Source organism: Psychromonas sp. 14N.309.X.WAT.B.A12, from assembly GCF_030397575.1.
Classification (GTDB): domain Bacteria; phylum Pseudomonadota; class Gammaproteobacteria; order Enterobacterales; family Psychromonadaceae; genus Psychromonas.
Genome location: NZ_JAPNXS010000006.1, coordinates 158179 through 178199, shown reverse-complemented (window position 1 = coordinate 178199; position 20021 = coordinate 158179). Strand labels below are relative to the sequence as shown.

19 protein-coding genes are annotated in these 20021 nt (G+C 39.9%); 15 read left to right on the top strand and 4 right to left on the bottom strand.

All coding sequences use genetic code 11. The features are described 5' to 3' along the window. Window position 1: 1 nt before the first annotated feature. From rodA to rsfS, 4 genes are read right to left on the bottom strand one after another with little or no spacing between them, the layout of a single operon-like run. On the bottom strand, window positions 2-1105 hold the full coding sequence (gene rodA, locus OW492_RS09830) for a rod shape-determining protein RodA (protein ID WP_290039784.1): 1104 nt from the start codon (window positions 1103-1105) through the stop codon (window positions 2-4). A 2-nt stretch (window positions 1106-1107) separates the two neighbouring features. Continuing rightward, complete coding sequence (gene mrdA, locus OW492_RS09825) at window positions 1108-3006, bottom strand: penicillin-binding protein 2 (protein WP_290039783.1); 1899 nt, start codon at window positions 3004-3006, stop codon at window positions 1108-1110. Continuing rightward, window positions 3007-3477 carry a 23S rRNA (pseudouridine(1915)-N(3))-methyltransferase RlmH gene (gene rlmH, locus OW492_RS09820; protein WP_290039782.1) on the bottom strand — a complete coding sequence of 157 codons (471 nt, stop codon included), beginning with the start codon at window positions 3475-3477 and terminating at the stop codon, window positions 3007-3009. It lies immediately after the preceding gene. Next, complete coding sequence (gene rsfS / locus OW492_RS09815) at window positions 3477-3803, bottom strand: ribosome silencing factor (protein ID WP_290039781.1); 327 nt, start codon at window positions 3801-3803, stop codon at window positions 3477-3479. The genes rlmH and rsfS overlap by 1 nt, the downstream gene beginning before the upstream one ends. A 116-nt stretch (window positions 3804-3919) precedes the next feature. On the opposite strand from rsfS, the gene OW492_RS09810 reads away from it, so the two are divergent. The 15 genes from OW492_RS09810 to ftsA all read left to right on the top strand — a co-directional run bounded on the left by OW492_RS09810 (window position 3920) and on the right by ftsA (window position 20020). Continuing rightward, window positions 3920-4096 carry a hypothetical protein gene (locus OW492_RS09810; protein ID WP_290039780.1) on the top strand — a complete coding sequence of 59 codons (177 nt, stop codon included), beginning with the start codon at window positions 3920-3922 and terminating at the stop codon, window positions 4094-4096. A 6-nt stretch (window positions 4097-4102) separates the two neighbouring features. Continuing rightward, window positions 4103-4564, top strand: coding sequence for a division/cell wall cluster transcriptional repressor MraZ (mraZ, locus tag OW492_RS09805; protein ID WP_290039779.1), 462 nt, complete (start codon window positions 4103-4105; stop codon window positions 4562-4564). Continuing rightward, window positions 4564-5511, top strand: coding sequence for a 16S rRNA (cytosine(1402)-N(4))-methyltransferase RsmH (gene rsmH / locus OW492_RS09800; protein WP_290039778.1), 948 nt, complete (start codon window positions 4564-4566; stop codon window positions 5509-5511). The genes mraZ and rsmH overlap by 1 nt, the downstream gene beginning before the upstream one ends. Window position 5512: 1 nt before the next feature. Beyond that, a complete protein-coding gene (gene ftsL, locus OW492_RS09795; RefSeq protein WP_290039777.1) occupies window positions 5513-5827 on the top strand; it encodes a cell division protein FtsL in 315 nt (104 codons plus the stop codon). Beyond that, complete coding sequence (locus OW492_RS09790) at window positions 5824-7653, top strand: penicillin-binding transpeptidase domain-containing protein (RefSeq protein ID WP_290039776.1); 1830 nt, start codon at window positions 5824-5826, stop codon at window positions 7651-7653. Before ftsL ends, OW492_RS09790 begins: the two co-directional genes overlap by 4 nt. Continuing rightward, window positions 7653-9206: a UDP-N-acetylmuramoyl-L-alanyl-D-glutamate--2,6-diaminopimelate ligase gene (gene murE / locus OW492_RS09785; protein ID WP_290039775.1), complete on the top strand. Its 1554-nt coding sequence runs from the start codon at window positions 7653-7655 to the stop codon at window positions 9204-9206. The genes OW492_RS09790 and murE overlap by 1 nt, the downstream gene beginning before the upstream one ends. After that, window positions 9199-10674: a UDP-N-acetylmuramoyl-tripeptide--D-alanyl-D-alanine ligase gene (gene murF / locus OW492_RS09780; RefSeq protein ID WP_290039774.1), complete on the top strand. Its 1476-nt coding sequence runs from the start codon at window positions 9199-9201 to the stop codon at window positions 10672-10674. The genes murE and murF overlap by 8 nt, the downstream gene beginning before the upstream one ends. A gap of 49 nt (window positions 10675-10723) precedes the next feature. Beyond that, entirely contained in the window at window positions 10724-11806 is a 1083-nt protein-coding gene (mraY, locus tag OW492_RS09775) for a phospho-N-acetylmuramoyl-pentapeptide-transferase (RefSeq protein WP_290039773.1), read from the top strand. 1 nt (window position 11807) lies between these two features. Further along, window positions 11808-13136 carry a UDP-N-acetylmuramoyl-L-alanine--D-glutamate ligase gene (gene murD, locus OW492_RS09770; protein ID WP_290039772.1) on the top strand — a complete coding sequence of 443 codons (1329 nt, stop codon included), beginning with the start codon at window positions 11808-11810 and terminating at the stop codon, window positions 13134-13136. Next, complete coding sequence (gene ftsW, locus OW492_RS09765) at window positions 13136-14389, top strand: putative lipid II flippase FtsW (RefSeq protein WP_290039771.1); 1254 nt, start codon at window positions 13136-13138, stop codon at window positions 14387-14389. The genes murD and ftsW overlap by 1 nt, the downstream gene beginning before the upstream one ends. Next, the gene (gene murG, locus OW492_RS09760; protein WP_290039770.1) at window positions 14382-15455 is read left to right on the top strand and encodes an undecaprenyldiphospho-muramoylpentapeptide beta-N-acetylglucosaminyltransferase; all 1074 of its coding nucleotides are present in this window, start codon (window positions 14382-14384) and stop codon (window positions 15453-15455) included. Before ftsW ends, murG begins: the two co-directional genes overlap by 8 nt. Window positions 15456-15472: 17 nt before the next feature. Then, window positions 15473-16933 (top strand): UDP-N-acetylmuramate--L-alanine ligase, encoded by a 1461-nt coding sequence (murC, locus tag OW492_RS09755; RefSeq protein ID WP_290039769.1) that lies wholly within the window; start codon window positions 15473-15475, stop codon window positions 16931-16933. After that, window positions 16933-17853 (top strand): D-alanine--D-alanine ligase, encoded by a 921-nt coding sequence (locus OW492_RS09750; RefSeq protein ID WP_290039768.1) that lies wholly within the window; start codon window positions 16933-16935, stop codon window positions 17851-17853. Before murC ends, OW492_RS09750 begins: the two co-directional genes overlap by 1 nt. Window positions 17854-17856: 3 nt before the next feature. Continuing rightward, window positions 17857-18597 carry a cell division protein FtsQ/DivIB gene (locus OW492_RS09745; protein WP_290039767.1) on the top strand — a complete coding sequence of 247 codons (741 nt, stop codon included), beginning with the start codon at window positions 17857-17859 and terminating at the stop codon, window positions 18595-18597. A 178-nt stretch (window positions 18598-18775) separates the two neighbouring features. Next, window positions 18776-20020, top strand: a complete 1245-nt coding sequence (ftsA, locus tag OW492_RS09740; protein WP_290039766.1) for a cell division protein FtsA — start codon at window positions 18776-18778, stop codon at window positions 20018-20020. The last annotated feature ends 1 nt before the right edge of the window (window position 20021 follow it).

Here is a 20021-nt window from a genome sequence, read left to right as displayed (position 1 = left end):
ACTACCGTTTTATATTAAATCGTTTATGCGTATGGATGGACATTAAAATACCAAACCCTGCAAGTAAAGTTACAATCGAGGTACCACCAAAGCTAACTATCGGCAATGGCACACCTACTACAGGTAATAAGCCACTCACCATGCCTATATTTACAAAAACATAAACAAAGAAGGTTAGTGTGATACTACCTGCGATCAGTTTAGTAAAAGCATCTTGTGCTTGATTCGCAATGATCAAACCACGTGTTATTAGGAAAATATAGATACTTAACAACAGTAGGACACCAACAAATCCAAATTCTTCGGAAAAAACTGAAAAAATAAAATCAGTATGGCGTTCAGGTAAAAATTCTAGTTGTGATTGTGTTCCATGCATCCAACCTTTACCCCAAAGTCCGCCTGAACCGATTGCGATTTTTGATTGGATAATATGATAACCCGCACCCAGTGGATCGGCTTCTGGATTTAATAGAGTTAATACACGCCCTCGTTGATAATCGAGCATTAAGAAGAACCACAGAATAGGAATAAAAGCTAATACTGCAGCAACAGCTAGGCCAATATATATCCAAGAAACACCCGATAAAAATAGGACAAATATACCGGAAGATGCAACCAAAATTGAGGTGCCTAAGTCAGGCTGTTTAGCGATTAACAAAGTTGGGATAACTACTATTAGTAGGGCAATAAAGGCTTGTTTAAAGCGTGTAGGCATGGTGAATTGACTAACATAATAGGCTACCATCAATGGCATGATCAGCTTCATTATTTCCGAAGGCTGGAACTTGGTAAACCCTAAATCTAACCAACGTTGTGCTCCTTTACCAGTATGCCCAATAACCAATACTGCAATTAATAATAAAACACTGACTAGGAAGATAGCGGGGGTCCAACGTTGATACCATTCAGGCGGTATTTGTGCGATAAAAATCATCACTGTAAGGGCTATCGCCAAACGAGTAACTTGACGATATAACATATCCAAACCACCCACCGAATATAATACAGTTAAGCTGATACTCATTAAGGCAAATAGACCCAACAGAAGATAAGGGTCGATATGTAAACGGTAAAAAATGCTTTTTTGAGCTTGAGTACTAACCATATTTACTGATCCGCTGGAGAGGTGGCTGGTATAGGTGAAACTTGTTCTTGTGCTTTAAAGTATTCATCAAATAGTGCACGAGCAATTGGGGCTGCGTTGGTACTACCGCCACCCGCATTCTCTAGCACGACAGTCGCAACAATTTCAGGTGACTCAAAAGGTGCAAAGGCAATAAACATTGCATTATCACGATGACGCTCGCTGATTTTGTCTGCATCATAAACTTCATCTTCTTTAATGTTAATTACCTGTGCTGTACCTGATTTACCAGCAACGGTATAAGGCGCATCACCAAATGTACGATATGCAGTACCACGTCGTTTACTGGTTACACCTTGCATCGCTTCTAATGCAATATTCCAGTAGCGTTCACTGGCCAGCGTTACTTTTTTACTGGTATCGTATTCAGGTGTGACTGTTTCATCAGCTGAAATGATCGACTGTAAAATATGTGGTTTAATGTTATCACCACGTCTCGCTAACATTGCTGTCGCTTTGGTTAATTGAATTGGTGTTACTGTCCAGTAACCCTGACCAATACCGATAGAGATGGTATCACCGTCATACCAAGGTTGATTAAAGCGCTCACGCTTCCAATCACGAGATGGCATGATCGCTTTAGTCTCTTCAGCAAGATCTAACCCACTGTATTCACCAAAACCAAATAAACGCATAAACGGTTCTATACGATCTATTCCTAATTTATAAGAGGTATCATAGAAAAAGGTATCACAGCTCTGTTCAATAGCATGAAATACATCAACTAAACCATGACCCCAACGTTTCCAGTCACGAAAACGGCGTTTTGAGTTTGGTACAATCCACCAACCTGGATCGTATATTTTAGTTTCTTCAGTGATCACTTTTTCATCTAAGGCTAATAATGCCATTTGTGGTTTGATCGTTGAAGCTGGCGGGTAGCGTCCCTGAGTTGCTCGATTGATTAATGGACGATCACGAGATTCTAATAATGCCTGGTATTTCTTTTGGCTTATCCCTGTAACAAACAGGTTAGGATCGTAACTTGGTGCTGACACTAGGCTTAAAATTGCACCAGTTTTGGCTTCCATTAAAATAATGCTACCACGGTTATCACCTAATAGCTCTTGCGCTTTAAGTTGTAAGTTAATATCGATATTAAGTTTAATATCTTTACCTGGCGTCGGGGCAGTAAAGCTTAAAGTGCGAATCACTTTACCCCAGCTATCAACCTCTACTTGGCGTTGTCCTGGTTGACCATGCAAAATATCCTCGTAATATTTTTCAATACCTAATTTACCAATGTAGTGAGTACCTTGGTATCGTGCTCGTTCACCTTTTGCTTCAATTTTTTCTAAATCACGGTTATTGATTTTGGCAATGTAGCCTAAGACATGGGTAAAGGCGTTACCAAACGGGTAATAGCGTTTTAAACTGGCTTGGATCGAAAAGCCTTTAAAAAGATGTTGGTTAACCGTAAACAGTGCCACTTCTTCAGGCGTCAGTTGATCGCGTATGGTGATCGCTTTAAAAGATCGAGAGTAACGGTTACTTTTGTTAAATTTCTCGATTTCATCATCGGTTAAGGAGAGAAGTTTGGTTAAGCGTTTAATATCATTTTTTAAGTCATTTGCTTTATTAGCAATAACTTGCAGGCTATATACAGGGCGGTTCTCTGCTAAAATCACCCCATTTCTATCATAGATTAAACCACGATTGGGTGGGACAGTTTGAACGCTGATTCGATTTGCATTGGAGCGAGTTTTATAAGTATCAAAGGAGTTAATTTGCAGGTAATACAAGTTAGTAAATAAAACAGCTACCGCAAGTAAGATCCCAAGAAAAACCACAATGGTTCTGCGCATAAAAAGGGCAGACTCAGCACTGTGGTTACGGATGCTATTACGTTTTCTTTTCACCATCTACTCTCTATGGTAAGGATGATTAATAGTTAGCGTAAACGCACGGTATAAGCTCTCTGCAACAATAATACGAACTAAGGGATGCGGTAATGTTAATGCAGAAAGTGACCAGCGTTGTTCAGATAATTTGATACATTCTGGAGCGAGTCCTTCAGGGCCGCCGATTAACAAACTAATGTTGCGCCCATCATGCTGCCATTTAGTCATTTCACTCGCTAATTGCTCGGTGGTCCACGATTTCCCTGTCACTTCCAGCGTGACAATTTTGTTACCTTTTGGGATCGCTTCTAAGGTTAGTTCACCTTCTTTTTTTAAAATGCGTTTAATGTCTGCATTTTTACCACGTTTACCTGCGTTAATTTCCAGTAACTCAAGTTGCATCTCTTTCGGGAAGCGTCGCGCGTATTCAAGATAACCTTTTTCAACCCAGTCAGGCATTTTAGTACCCACTGCAATTAGCTGAATTTTCATTATGCTGTTTCAGTCCATAACTTTTCTAATTGATAGAATTGGCGAGTCTCATCTTGCATTACATGCACTACAACATTACTCAAATCAATCAGTACCCATTCACTGCCTTCAATGCCTTCAACACCTAATGGTACTTCGCCAGCATTTTTTGCAGCCAGTGCTGTTTGCTCTGCAATTGAACGTACATGGCGTTTTGAAGTACCAGTACAGATGATTAATGTATCAGTCACATCAGAGATATCTGCAACATCAATGGTTACGATCTCTTTTGCTTTCATGTCTTCAAGTTGATTAATAATAAAGGCTTTTAATTGTTCGTCTTGCAAGGGAATTTCCTTCCGTATTTATTGATTAAATTGTAATAAGCCGCGGAGTATATCACGCAACTTATAAATTGGTCGCCTTTTGAGGTTAATTTCACATTTTTATTAACTGATAAACCATGCAAATAAAATGGATTACAGATAAAAGTGAGATCTATATCACTATTTTAAAAGATCCATCACTTGCAATAATATTGGAGTTTATTAGACTGGGTGGTCAAAAGTGGGGAAAAGTGTCGATTTGTGGATCTTTTTCTGAGAAAGTGGATCATTTACCCATCAAAAAATGGAATTGAATAATCATGTTGCGTGGTGCAAATGCAATAAATCTTGATACAAAAGGACGTATTGCGATTCCAACTCGGTATCGAGATTGGCTGACGGATAACTGTCAGGGTCAATTTGTGTGCACCATCGATTTTCAATCACAAAACTGTTTATTGCTTTACCCATTACATGAATGGTTATTGATAGAAAATAAACTACGCGGTTTATCCAGTACCAACCCACAGGAAAGACGTATACAACGCTTGATTCTAGGGCACGCTAGTGAGTGTGAATTGGATAAAAGTGGTCGTACTTTGATCGCTCCGACATTACGTCAGCATGCAAAATTAGATAAAAAAATAATGTTAGTAGGCCAATTGAATAAATTTGAAATTTGGGATGAGGAAGTGTGGCATCAACAAGTACAGCAAGATCTACAAAGTGATATGTCGTTAGGCATGGAATTAAGTGATTCTCTTAAGGAGTTCTCGTTCTAATGAGTGAGCATATAACCGTATTATTAGATGAAGCTGTTGATGGTTTAGCAATTAAACCTGATGGTATTTATGTTGATGGCACCTTTGGACGAGGCGGTCATTCTCGACATATCTTATCCAAGCTAGGGCCAAACGGAAGATTAATTGCAATCGATCGCGATCCGCGTGCGATTGCCACTGCCGAAGCATTGAAATTAGAAGATAGTCGTTTTGATATCGTTCACGGTCCTTTTTCTGGTATCGCTGATTACATTAAAGAGATGGGCTTAGCTGGAAAAATTGACGGTGTGTTATTAGATCTTGGCGTGTCATCACCACAATTAGACGATGCAGAGCGTGGTTTCAGCTTCATGCGTGACGGTCCGTTAGATATGCGTATGGATCCAACGTCAGGGATTAGCGCTGCGGATTGGTTAGCTAAAGCTGATGTTGATGATATTGGTTGGGCTTTAAAAACCTTTGGAGAAGAGAAGTTTGCTTACCGTATCGCTCGCGCGATTGTAGCGGATCGTGAAGAAACTCCTTTTACCCGTACGTTACAGTTAGCACAGTTAATTGAGCGCCTTTGTCCAAAGCGTGAGAAGAAAAAACATCCTGCTACACGCAGCTTCCAAGGGATACGCATATATATTAATAGCGAATTAGAAGAGATTCATAAAGTACTGGATGGCGCGTTAGATATTTTAGCGATCGGTGGACAGCTTTCTGTGATCAGTTTCCATTCCTTGGAAGATCGCATTGTAAAACGCTTTATTCGCAAACAAGAAAAAGGGCCAGAGTATCCAGCAGGTTTACCGTTGACTGATGCACAAATGCAAGTAGGTAAAAACGTGAAATCAGTAGGGAAGGCGTTAAAACCAAGTGCCGCAGAAATTCAAGCAAACCCGAGATCGCGTAGCTCGGTGTTGCGTGTTGCTAAAAAACTTAGACAGCCAGAGGCAAACTAAGATGGTGGCATCGCGTGATAACTTATTGTTAATTATTTTGGCTGATTTACGTCATAACGTTATTTTGGTCATACTTGGAATAATGATACTAATCAGTGCGTTATATAATATTTATGTTACACACGAAACACGTGAGTTAGTGACAAAAAAAGAATACCTGTCACAACAAAAAGACAACTTAATGATTGAATGGCGAAACTTATTGATCGAAGAGCATACGCTTGATGAGCATAGTCGGATCCGTTCCGTAGCTGGTGACCAATTATCAATGGCGCAGCCAACTAAAAAAAATAGTGTATTAGTGGAAATTCGATGAATAGAAAACGCAGTACATCAAGGCCTAAAGCGGGCCCGCAAACGCGCAAGAAAAAAGTCTATCCTACTTATTCGTCGGGTAGATATATTTTTGTTGCGGTGACTATCTCTTTGATCGCGGTTGCATTGATCTCTCGCCTTGCTTTTATCCAAATTTTAGAGCCTGAATACCTTACTAATGAAGCTGATAAACGTAGTTTACGTGTAACGAGCTCTGTTGCACATCGTGGTAATATCGAAGATCGTAACGGAGAAGAGTTGGCGATCAGTGTGCCTGCATATGCGATTTGGGTGGATCCTAAAGAAGTTAAAAAACATTTCGCTTTTACTAAAGACGAGTGGGAAAACAGTGTTGTTGTTAATCCTAAAACGGGTCTTGAACGCCATACCAAAAAATTCTTTTACGAATCTAAAAAGTGGCCAGCATTAGCTGAAGTACTAGATATCCCAATGGCTGAGCTTGCAAAAACTTTACAAAAGCCTAGATCTCGTTTTGCTTATTTGAAACGTCAAGTCAATGATCCAGTTGTACAGTATGTTAAACAATTAAAGCTGTCTGGTATTGCTAGCCAATTAGAATCACATCGTTTTTACCCTACCGGCGAAATTAATGCCAATATCCTAGGGTTAACAGATCTCGATGCACAGGGCATTGAAGGTATTGAAAAAAGTTACAACGATTATCTAGAAGGACAAACGGGTAAAAGACGTGTTCGTAAAGACCGTTTAGGTAATGTTATCGACGATATCGAAGTACTAAAAGAGAAAAAATTAGCTGGTAACTTGCAATTAACCATAGACCAACGCATCCAAGCCGTTGCATACAGTGAGTTAAAGCGCGCTGTTAAAATGAATAATGCGACTTCTGGTTCGATTGTGGTCATTGATATTCATAGTGGTGAAATCTTTGCTATGGCTAACTATCCTTCATTTAATCCTAATGATCGTAATCAATATCAAGCTTATAAATTACGTAATCGCGCTATTACAGATACCTTTGAGCCTGGTTCAACGGTTAAACCTTTAGTGGTTGCAAGTGCGCTAATTCACCATAAAACTAATGTTGACGAGGTCATTGATACTTCTCCAGGGTGGATGAATTTAGGTGGTCGTCGAGTACGTGATAGCCACAACTACGGTAAAATGCATTTAGGTAAGATTCTTAAAAAGTCCAGTAATATTGGCGTCAGTAAATTAGCTTTACGTTTAAAGCCTGAAGAGTTACAGCAAACTTTTGCTGACTTTGGTTTAGGTAATGATACGGGTATTGGGTTAATTGGTGAAAGTGTTGGCCGTTTACCGATACGTCATCGTTGGTCTGATTTCGAATTAGCGACCATGTCTTTTGGTTATGGTATTACTGCAACGACATTACAATTAGCTAAAGCTTACGGAATTTTAGGTAGTGGTGGTGTGCAATACCCACTGTCCATTATTAAAGGTGCAAAACAGCCTGGTGAACAAGTTATCCCGGAAAACATTGCGCGTGAAGTAGTCGAAATGATGGAAGGCGTAAGTGAAAAAGGCGGTACGGCACCTAAAGCGAAAGTAGATGGTTATCGTATTGCAGGTAAAACAGGGACTTCGCGTAAAGCGGAAGCAGGGGGATACGGTGATGATTACGTTGCTGTCTTTGCTGGGTTAGCACCAGCCACTCGCCCACGTTTTTCAATTGCTGTGATGATTAATGAGCCGCAAGGCGACCGTTATTATGCCGGTGATGTCGCTGCGCCTGTTTTCTCTGAAGTAATGAAAAGTACATTATTATTAACTCATGTATTACCTGATGGTGGAGATGAGAGTTACACCTATTTGGAGGCTAAGTAATGGCCTCGGATACACAGCAATCTCACCCTAGCTGTGTGCTGTCTTGGTTGTTGGCAACAAGCTTACCAACACCAGACGACTCGCTATCATCATTATCTACTATTATTTCTGGTATGACCTTAGACAGTAGAGAGGTTAAACAAGGTGATTTGTTTGTTGCCTTACAAGGCGCAGTCAACGATGGCCGCCAGTTTATTAATAATGCAATTCAGTCAGGTGCGGTGGCGGTTTTATCTGAAACTTTAGTGCAGGATGAAAATGGTTATCTAAGTTACCAAGGTGGCGTCCCTGTTATTCAGCTTTTCCAGCTACAACGGAAAATAAGCGCGATTGCTATGCGTTATTATTTCCCACAATCGAATTTACATAAGGTGACGGCGGTTACTGGTACTAACGGTAAAACAACGATTGCCAGTTTATTGGCCAATAGTTATACCTTGCTTGGACAACAAAGTGCACAAATGGGCACCATCGGTAATGGGTTGTATAACCAATTACAAGCGAGTTTAAATACTACATTAGACGCTATTTCAGTTTGCCGCGAATTAGCTAGTTATCAAACGCAAGGCGCAACACGTACCATCATGGAAGTCTCTTCTCATGGTTTGGTGCAAGGGCGTATTGCTGCAGTCCCTTTTAACACGGCTATTTTTACCAATTTAACCCGTGATCACCTCGATTACCATGGCACTATGCAAGCTTATGCTGATGCCAAACAAACGTTATTTGAAAAATTCCCATTACAACATCGTATTATCAATGCCAATGATCAAGTAGGACGAAATTGGTTAATGTTATACCCAGAAGCTATCGCTTACGGCTTAAACATCGACTTTAATTTCACAGAGCGTCAATATTTTAACGTCACCAAAGTAGACTACTTAGCGCAGGGATTAGCTTTTGAATTTATGTCAAGCTGGGGCTCTGGGGTTATTAACACACCCTTTTATGGTGATTTTAATGTGCTGAATATTGCTGCAGTTAGCTGTGCATTATTAGCCGACGGTTTCTCGTTAGCTGCCATTCAACAAGTGATGGCCAAACTAACTGTTGTACCAGGTAGAATGGAACAATATTTCTTCCCTAAACAGCAAGTCACTTTTGTCGTTGATTATGCTCATACACCGGATGCTTTGGATAATGCGCTTCAAGCATTACAACATCATAAGCAGCAAGGTCGTATTATTGCTGTATTTGGTTGCGGAGGTGACCGAGATAAAGGCAAGCGCCCACAAATGGCCAATGTTGCTGAGCAAGTGGCGGACTTAGTGATGATTGTTGATGATAATCCACGAAGTGAAGATGCAAAGTTAATTGTGGAAGATATTAAAGCAGGATTAACGGCTCCAGAGAAAGCCTTAGTAATACATGATCGTCAACAAGCGATTCAATATTTATTAGCAAACTCAAACCCAGATGACATTGTTTTATTAGCAGGTAAAGGCCATGAAGATTATCAAATATTTGGTGATAAGAAAGTGCATTACAGCGATCGAGAATGTCTGCAAACATTGTTAAACGAAGAAGCAATACAGGACAATGATAATGATTGAACTCACAATTGAACAGTTATGTGAAGCTACCCATGGTCGTTTGAGAAAAGGTTATCATAGCGCTGCAAAATGTGCCTCTGTTATTATTAACAGTGTCAGTACCGACACGCGCACCCTTCAAGCAGGTGATCTGTTTATTGCGTTAAAAGGGCCGTCTTTCGATGCTCACCAATTGCTGCCAAGCGCAGTTGAGCAAGGTGCTGCGGTATTACTGGTCGAAGAGGCAAGTGAACTTGCGATCTCTTTTAATAATGCAGTGATTGAAGTTCCCGATACGCGTATTGCATTAGGTTTATTAGGGCGTTATGTCAGACAGCAAATAACCGGTTTAAAGTGTGCTGCGATTACTGGCAGTAATGGTAAAACAACCTGTAAAGAGTTATTGAGTGCGATTCTTAGTGCGCATTGTGATGATCAAAACGCTGTACTGGCCACGGCGGGCAATTTTAATAACGATATTGGTTTACCATTAACCTTATTGAGATTATCTACTCAGCATCAATATGCAGTAGTCGAATTAGGCGCGAATCATATTGGTGAAATTGCTTATACTTCTGCATTAGCAAAACCTGATGTAGCTTTGGTTAATAATATTATGCCTGCGCATTTAGAGGGGTTTGGTTCTCTCGAAGGCGTTGCAACGGCAAAATCAGAAATTTGGTCAAACTTAAGTGCAACAGGGACTGCCGTCGTTAATTTAGATGCTAAGTTTGCACAACCGTTTATCGACAAACTAACTAATCAGCAACAGTCTTATCTTAGCTTTTCAAAAGATCCAAATATTAAAACTGCAGATGTGTTTGCTACTGATATTAATAGTAACCCATTAGGGCAGGCTCAGTTCAAATTGAACATTAATCCAGCAAGTTTCCCAAACTCTGCAAATATCCAACAAAATATTACCGTCCAGTTGAACCTTCCTGGGTTACACAATGTCAGTAATGCATTGGCTGCAAGCAGTATGGCGTTGGCTCTAGGTTGTTCATTGGCAATCATTAAAAAAGGGCTTGAATCCTTACAACAAGTCGCTGGTCGTGTTAATTGTTCTGTAGTGACTGAACAACTGACAGTGATTGATGACACCTATAATGCAAATTCTGCATCGGTTAATGCAGGGATTGATTTATTGGCACAATATCAAGGTCTACGTCTGTTAATTTGTGGTGATATGGGTGAATTAGGCGATTATGCAGAACAAGAACATGGTGCCGTGGGTGAGTATGCTCAACAACAGGGCATTGATAAATTATTTACAGTTGGACATTTGAGTCAACTAGCAACAAATGCGTATAATGCTGCCTCTCCAAATGCAGGGGCGGAACACTTCTCAGACAAACAACAACTTGAATTAGCTATTGATGCTTTTTTGAGCGGTCAAAAATCGAAAGTAGTGGTGCTTGTTAAAGGCTCGCGTAGTGCAAGGATGGAAGAGATAGTGGCTTTCATTAAAGGGAAATTTAGTGCGTAAGCTTTCATCATCAGCTATTAAGCTGCTTTACAAAATAGGATTTTAAAAAATGGTCGTCTGGTTAGCAGAGTTACTTTCGAGTCATTATACTTTTTTCAATGTTTTAACATACTTATCCGTGAGAATGGTATTAGCTGTGTTAACGGCACTGGCATTTTCATTATGGGCCGGGCCTAAATTAATTCGTTACTTACAAAGCCAACAAATTGGTCAAATTGTGCGTGATGATGGTCCTGAGTCTCATTTCAGTAAAGCGGGTACACCAACCATGGGTGGCGTGTTAATCCTTGCTGCTATTGTATTAAGTACACTGTTATGGGCACGACTCGATAACCTTTATGTGTGGATTGTATTGTTTACCACCGTTTCTTTTGGAGCGATTGGGTTTATGGATGACTACTTAAAAGTAGTGCGTAAGCATCCTGATGGTTTGATTGCTCGTTGGAAATACTTTTGGCAATCAGTTACTGCGTTAGTATTAGGTGTTGTTTTGTACCTTACGGCACAAGGCGATGCGCAATTAACATTAGTGGTACCTTTCTTTAAAGAGTATATGCCTTACTTAGGTTTATTATTTATTCCGTTGGTGTATTTCACTGTGGTAGGTAGTAGTAACGCCGTTAACCTAACAGATGGTTTAGATGGGTTAGCTATTATGCCAACTGTGATGGTCGCTTCTGCATTTGCATTAGTTGCTTACTTAACAAGTCATGTTAATTATTCTCATTACTTGTTTATCCCTTATATTCCACAGGCTAGTGAACTGGTGATCATTTGTGGCACCATTGCCGGAGCTGGTTTAGGCTTTTTATGGTTCAACACTTACCCTGCACAAGTATTTATGGGCGATGTAGGCTCATTGGCATTAGGTGCCATTTTAGGTGTTATTGCAGTATTAGTGAGACAAGAGATTTTATTGGTTATCATGGGCGGTATTTTTGTATTAGAAACTGTCTCGGTTATTCTACAAGTTGGCTCATATAAAATGCGTAAACAGCGTATCTTTAGAATGGCTCCAATTCATCATCATTATGAGAAAAAAGGGTGGCCAGAACCGCGTGTTATTGTGCGCTTTTGGATCATCACAATTGTATTAGTCTTAATCGGACTAGTGACACTGAAGGTACGTTAATATGACAAGCAAGCGAGTTGCTATTATTGGGTTAGGTGTCACAGGCTTATCTTGTGTTACATTTTTCAATAAGAAAGGGATTGATGTTACTGTCTTTGATACTCGCTCTACTCCTCCAGGTAAAGATAAGCTGGATGTTAATACTGAGTTGGTGATTGGCCCTTTATCCGCAACACGTCTTGCTAGTTTTGATCTATTAGTTGTTAGCCCTGGTATTGCCATTACTACGCCAGCGATTGCGAAAGCAATTGAAGCCGGTGCTGAAGTTGTCGGCGATATTGAGCTATTTGCTCGAGAGCTAGCAACACCTGCTTACCAAAATACTAAATTAGTCACCATTACTGGGTCAAATGGTAAGAGTACAGTTACCACGTTACTGGGTGAAATGGCTTCTCATGCTGGTGTTAATGTAGGTGTTGGCGGTAATATTGGTGTGCCAGCCCTAGATCTATTATCCCCAGATATTCAACTTTATATCTTAGAGCTTTCGAGTTTCCAGCTAGAAACAACAGAATCTTTAAACGCAGATGTATCAACTATTTTAAATATTAGTGAAGATCATTTAGATCGCTACCCAAGTTACCAAGCTTATATAGATGCAAAGCATAAAATTTATATGCAAAGTAACATGTGTGTAATCAATCGAGATGACCCTCTTACTTTTACGCAACAGCAACCGCAAATTAGCTTTGGTTTTGACCATTCAGAGTTTGGTATTGTATTGCAACAGGACGAGCCTTTTTTAGCTAAAAATCAGCAACCTCTATTACCTTGCAGCGCAATCAAATTAAGCGGTAAGCATAATTGGATGAATGCGTTAGCAGCCATTGCGCTAGGTGAGCAAGTTGCTTTGCCGATGGATCTGATGTTGGCAGCGTTACAGGCATATAAAGGCCTTAATCATAGGTGTGAGTTTGTTGCTGAACATCGAGGCGTACGTTGGATTAATGACTCTAAAGCCACCAATATTGGTGCCACTCAAGCGGCATTACTTGGTTTGTCTGAAACTATTTCAGGTAAAGTACATGTTATTTTAGGTGGAGATGGTAAAGGTGCAGATTTTACTGAACTAGCGAGTGCATTAACTGAAATTAAAGGACAGATTGTTTGTTTTGGTCAGGATGCCGCGTTAATTGCTGCGCAACATCCTGCGGCAGTTATTGTCGAGGATTTAGCACATGCGGTTGCTCATATTGAACAACAGGCAAAATCTGGAGATTTAGCTATTTTAACGCCTGCCTGTGCGAGTTTAGATATGTACAAAAATTTTATGGCGCGTGGTGAACACTTCATGCAATTAGTAAATGCGCTCACGGAGGCATCAGAGTGATGTTTGCTGCAATATTAGCTAAGTTGGGCAATATATATCAATCACTCACCGTGGAATCTGAAACACATCCTAGGGCATACGACCGTTCTTATTTGGTTTTAGTATTCACCTTGATGGGAATTGGCTTGATTATTGTTGCCTCTGCTTCAATGCCTGAAGGGATTGCGCTATCTGCCGACCCATTTCGTTTCTTAAAGCGTCACCTGATCTACATTATTCTCTGTTTATTTATCTTAGCGGCTGTGGTGTCTATTCCCATCGATCACTGGCATAAATATACGCCGATTATTTTATTACTTTCTGGTTTAGGTTTATTAGCGGTTCTGATTGTGGGTACTGAAGTAAATGGCTCATTACGTTGGTTACGTTTAGGTCCGTTAAATATTCAACCGTCAGAATTTGCGAAACTTTCTGTTGTCTTATTCATCTCTAGCTACCTTTTACGTCGTCAAAAGGAAGTGATCGACACCATTAAAGGCTTTATCAAGCCTCTAGTGGTATTAGCGATATTTGCTATGTTGTTACTATTACAGCCAGACTTAGGATCAACAGTCGTAATTGTAGTGATCATGATGGGCATGTTATTTATTGCGAATGCAAGAATGATCTCCTTCGTGGGTATTGCAGTTGCCTTGTTGTCAGTAATTATTTTGCTAATTGTGACGTCGCCTTATCGTATGGCAAGGGTATTTGGTTTTTTAGATCCATGGTCAGATCCGTTTGGTCGAAGCTACCAGCTAACCCAATCATTAATGGCCTTTGGTCGTGGTGGTTGGTTTGGTGAAGGGTTGGGTAATTCGGTTCAAAAACTAGAGTACTTGCCAGAAGCGCATACTGATTTCATCATGGCTATCTTGGCTGAAGAGTTGGGTTTTATCGGCGTAAGCATCGTTATTATTTTAGAGTTTGTTTTGGTTTATAAGGCTTTTACTATCGGTAAAAAAGCTTTAGAAAAAAACCTTATTTTTTCAGGGTATGTTGCTATTGGTATTGCTATTTGGTTTGCTTTCCAAACGGCGGTAAACATAGGTGCTGCGTCAGGTATTGCTCCTACTAAAGGTTTAACATTACCTTTAATCAGTTATGGTGGTTCAAGTTTGATCACTATCGCGATAGCGGTTGGTTTAGTGTTAAGAATAGATTTTGAAACGCGTATTCATTCAGCGCAAGCGCGTATAACTAGAAAGAATAATAAGAAAAAGCCGAGTGTTGCTCATAAAGCAACTAAGCCTGTGGTGGAAAATAATGAATAAAGCAAAAACGTTATTAGTAATGGCCGGAGGCACTGGAGGACATGTTTTTCCTGGCTTGGCTGTGGCTAATAAATTAAAAAATGAAGGGTGGCAAGTAAGCTGGTTAGGCACTGCTGCACGAATGGAAGCTAGACTGGTACCTGAGCATGGCTATGAAATTGACTTCATCGACGTCGTGGGCGTGCGAGGTAACGGTATTAAACGCTTATTAGCAGCGCCATTTCAAGTTATAAAGTCTATCTTTCAAGCTCGTAAAGTATTAAAAAAGCGCAAGGTTGATTTAGTATTAGGGATGGGCGGCTTTGCCAGTGGACCCGGTGGAATTGCGGCTTGGACAATGGGCATTCCGGTTGTGTTACATGAACAAAATGCAACGGCTGGATTAACCAATCGAATTCTTTCTTATTTTTCTAAAAAGGTATTAATGGGTTTTAGCGGTGCATTTTCTGGTGAAAAGGCTGTTTTAGTAGGAAATCCAATCAGAAAAGAGTTGTTAGACTTACCTGAAAAAGTCTTTTCTGCGCCAGAGCAAGCTTTAAAAGTATTAGTGATTGGTGGAAGTTTAGGCGCTCGTGTTTTAAATGAAACGGTTCCTGATGCTTTGCTGAACTTCGATGCTCAGCAGGTGTCTATTTTACATCAAACAGGTAAAGGCTTTGCTGAGTCGGTAACTGCTAGTTATCAACAAACTCAGGTTGATTATCAAGTACAAGAATTTATCAGCGACATGGCTTCGGCCTATCAGTGGGCAGACCTTATTATATGTCGAGCAGGTGCCTTAACCGTAGCAGAAGTTGCGGCTGTAGGACTACCAGCTATCTTTGTTCCTTTGCCACATGCTGTGGATGATCATCAAACTAAAAATGCACAGAACTTAGTGAGTGCAGATGCAGCAATATTGATTGCGCAAAAAGAGTTGAATGCAAATAAATTAAGTGAATGTTTAGTGACATTAAGTCAAAATAGGCATTTGCTTAATGAAATGAGCCAAAATTGTAAAAATATAGCTATTAGAGACGCTACGCAGCAAGTTGCAGCCGTTTGTCAGTCTTTAGTGTTAAAATAAAGTAGAAGTGAATCCTAATGATAAAAATTGAACTAGCAGAAATTCGTACCATGATCCCTGAAATGCGTCGTGTAAAACAGATTCATTTTGTCGGTATTGGTGGTGCGGGTATGGGCGGTATCGCCGAAGTATTAGCCTATGAAGGTTATAAAATTACTGGTTCTGATATCGCAGAAAATACAGTCGTCAAACGTCTGCGTTCATTAGGTGTTGAAGTATTCATTGGTCATGCTCAAGAAAATATCTATGGCGCCTCTGTGGTGGTTGTTTCCACAGCGATTAACCCAGAAAACCCAGAGTTATTAGCCGCTAAACAAGCGCGTATTCCTGTCGTTCGTCGAGCTGAAATGCTAGCAGAATTAATGCGCTATCGCCATGGCGTCGCTGTTGCCGGTACACACGGTAAAACAACTACAACCAGTTTGATTGCTAGTATCTACCGCGAAGCTGATTTAGATCCCACCTTTGTTATCGGTGGACTGTTAAATAGCGCAGGCACCAATGCTAAATTAGGGCAAAGTCGTTATTTAATCGCTGAAGCGGATGAAAGTGATGCTTCTTTCTTACACCTTCAGCCAATGGTTTCTGTCGTGACTAATATCGAAGCAGACCATATGGATACTTATCAAGGTGATTTTGAAGTATTAAAAGATACTTTTATTCAGTTTATTCAAAATCTGCCGTTTTATGGCACTGCGGTTGTGTGTTTAGATGACAAAGTCGTTGAAGAATTGATCCCGCGATTTGCTCGTCAATGTGTTACATATGGTTTTAGCGAACAAGCTGATGTGCGCATATCTAGCTTCAAACAAACAGTGAACCGTAGTGAGTTTGTTGTTCATAGAGCTAATCGCCCAGATTTAATTATTCATCTTAACTTACCCGGGAAACATAATGCATTAAATGCGGCTGCGGCCATTGCAGTTGCAATGGAAGATGATATTGAAGATGCTGCTATTCTTGCCGCATTGGAGAGTTTTGAAGGTATTGGCCGTCGTTTTGAACACTATGGTGAATTCGAAACTGGTCGCGGTAAAGCGATGCTAGCTGATGATTACGGCCATCATCCAACGGAAGTACAAGCTACGATTAACGCTGCACGTGAAGGTTGGCCAGAGAAGCGCTTAGTAATGGCATATCAGCCACACCGTTACACACGTACGCGTGATTTATACGAAGATTTTGCAAATGTGTTATCACAGGTTGATCAACTACTACTGTTAGATGTGTATGCTGCCGGTGAAACACCAATCGCTGGCGCTGATAGCCGCTCTTTGTGTCGTACTATCCGTCAGCAAAGTAATAAAGAGCCTATCTTTGTTCCCTCTCCAGCAGCATTACCAAGTGCATTGGCCAAAGTGCTACAAGATGGTGACTTAGTGTTAACACAAGGCGCAGGTAATATCGGTGCAGTAGTGAAAACACTAGCAGAATTGAAATTAGATATTGAAAAAATGCAACAAGCGAGCACAAATTAATGACAACTGAGTTTGGTAAAGTAGCGGTTTTATTTGGCGGTGATAGCGCAGAGCGTGAAGTCTCATTAAGCTCTGGTAAAGCAGTATTAAACGCATTGGTTCGTCAAGGCGTTGATGCCCATGCTGTTGACCCAAAATATGATGATGTATCGCAAATTAAAGCCTCAGGTTTTGAGCGTGTATTTATTGTACTTCATGGCCGTGGTGGTGAAGACGGCACTATCCAAGGTTTTTTAGATACACTACAAATTCCATATACGGGAAGTGACGTCTCTAGCTCTGCCATTGGTATGGATAAGGCAAAAACTAAACAAATTTGGCAAAGTTGCGCATTACCCACTGCAGCGTATCAAATTATTGTCAAAGAAAACTTTGAACCTGCGCAGGCTAAAGATATACTAAGCGCCTTGTCTGGTACTGTGATGGTAAAACCTGTACATGAAGGCTCAAGTATTGGAATGGCAAAGGCGGAAACGCCAGAACAACTGATTGAAGCATTAGAAGACGCGTTTAAGTACGATAAAAAAGTATTGTTAGAATCTTGGATCACTGGAGATGAATTTACGGTTTCCATGCTTAATGGTAAAGCATTACCGGCTATTAGTATGAAAACCACTAATACGTTTTATGATTACCAAGCAAAATATCAATCAACTGACACACAATACCTGTGTCCTTGTGGTTTAGATGACCAGCAATTGAGTGAATTAAATCAATTGGCTGAAGAAGCATTTATGGCGGTGGGATGTAGCGGTTGGGGACGTGTTGACTTTATGCGAGATCAACAGCATAACTGGTATTTGTTAGAGGTTAACACTGTGCCAGGTATGACTGAGACCAGTTTAGTACCCAAAGCGGCAAAACAAGCAGGTATTAGTTTCGATCAACTTGTATTACGTATATTAGAGCAAACCTTATAATTTATGTGGCTGAAGCTAAAAAAAATCACCATCAGCAAATGGCTTAGCTTCTTTGTTTTTTTGCTGTTGATTTATACTTTACAGGATGGTTTTTTCAAACTTAAGCATTGGCTAACGGATGAGAAGTCTTTACCCCTCACTGGTTTGATTTTAACTGGTGAGCGACACCATGTAACGGAAGATGTGGTTAGAAGTGTACTCGTAAAGCAAAAAGATAAATTAAACTTTTTTACTTTGCGAATTACTGAGATACAAAAGCAACTAGAAGCGAAACCTTGGGTTTATTCAGCGTCAATTCGTAAACATTGGCCTGATACATTAAAGATACATATTGTAGAGCAAGCGATAGCTGCTTCTTGGAATGAGAAGTCATTGTTGAATCGATTTGGTGAAATTATCGATGTAGTACCTGACCAAACAGATCAGTTTGTTGCGTTATCCGGTGAGGATGAGCAATCAGAGGCGGTGTTAAATACCTACTTACAACTAAAGCAGTTATTAGCGCCTAGCCATTATCGCATCGCGGCCTTGTCTAGTGACAAACGTAATGCCACGCAACTAGTGTTAAAAAATGGCATTAGTTTAAAACTTGGTAAAGAACAAAAGCTGGAGCGTATTCAGATATTTTTAAAAGCATTTCCTAGGATTGCTGAAAATTACGATATCAATACCATCGATTACGTAGATTTACGTTATGACACGGGGTTAGCAATCGGCTGGAAAGAAGCACAAGAAGAAAAATAGTTATGTTGAATATTTTCAACATAATCGGCTTAGTAAAATAGGCTAATTTAACTGTTTAAATTGTCTATATCGTTATGAGTAGAATTTAAAATAGTGAAATTAATCATATATTTACTATAATTAGTATTACAATAAAGTTAATTATTCTCTTATACGTAGAGAAAATGGTGATGAACGAATGGAAAGTAATTACACAGTTGGTTTAGACATCGGTAGTCATAAAGTTGTTGTCTTGATTGGTGAATTATTAGCAAATGATGCGATTAATATTGTTGGTGTGGGCTCTGCTCCTTCTAAAGGTGTCGATAAAGGCTCTGTGACTAACTTAGACTCTGTCGTTGAGTCTATTTCAAGTGCATTAAAACAAGCTGAAGATATGGCTGACTGTCGTGTTTCATCGGTGAACTTATCTGTGTCAGGTTCTCATATTGAATCGATTAATGAAACGGGTACATGGGCAATAGAAGCACATGAAGTCACAGCTTATGATGTTGAGAGTGTGTTACATAATGCTCGCTCTGTTAAAATACGTGATGAGCAACGTTTATTGCATGTTATACCTCAAGAATATTCTATTGACTCACAAGGCCGAATTAACAATCCAATTGGGTTGTCAGGAGTAAAATTAAAAGCAAATGTACATTTAATCACCTGTCACAACGATCTTGTTAAAAATTTAGAAAAAGCAGTTGAACGATGTGGATTAGTTATTGACCAACTTACATCATCAGGTGTTGCTTCAAGCGCTGCAATTTTGAGTGAAGATGAAAAAGAGCTAGGCGTATGCATGATCGATATGGGAAGTGGTACAATGGACTTGTCTATCTATATCGCAGGTGCCTTACAACATAGTATGGTATTAGATTATGCTGGTAATTCAGTGACTAATGATATCGCTATTGCTTTTAGCTCTCCGCCAACGTCTGCAGAAGAAGTTAAAGTTAAATACGGTTGCCTAGATAGAACATTGGTGAACAGTGACGAAATCATCGAATTACCAAGTGTAGGTGGTCGAGCAGCACGTAGTTTACAACGTTCTATTTTAGTAGACGTTATTGAGCCACGTTACAGTGAATTATTGACCTTAGTGAAGAATGAAATTTATAAACTAAACGATAAATTTGCACGTGAAGGCTTAAAACAGCAGCTTGCTGCCGGTGTTGTTATCACGGGAGGCGCTGCACAAATTGAAGGTTTAGTTGAAGTTGCTGAAGAAGTATTTGGTAATATTCAAGTCAGAATTGGTAAGCCAGAGCATATTAAAGGTTTAGCAGATGATGTAAACTCTCCAGCTTACTCAACAGCTGTTGGTTTATTACGACATAAAAATAATGAATTTTCCGGTGAAGAAGAAGCCGAAGCTGAAAATCGCTTTACAAGTATTTTTAGCAAAGTTAAAAATTGGATTAAAAAAGAATATTAGT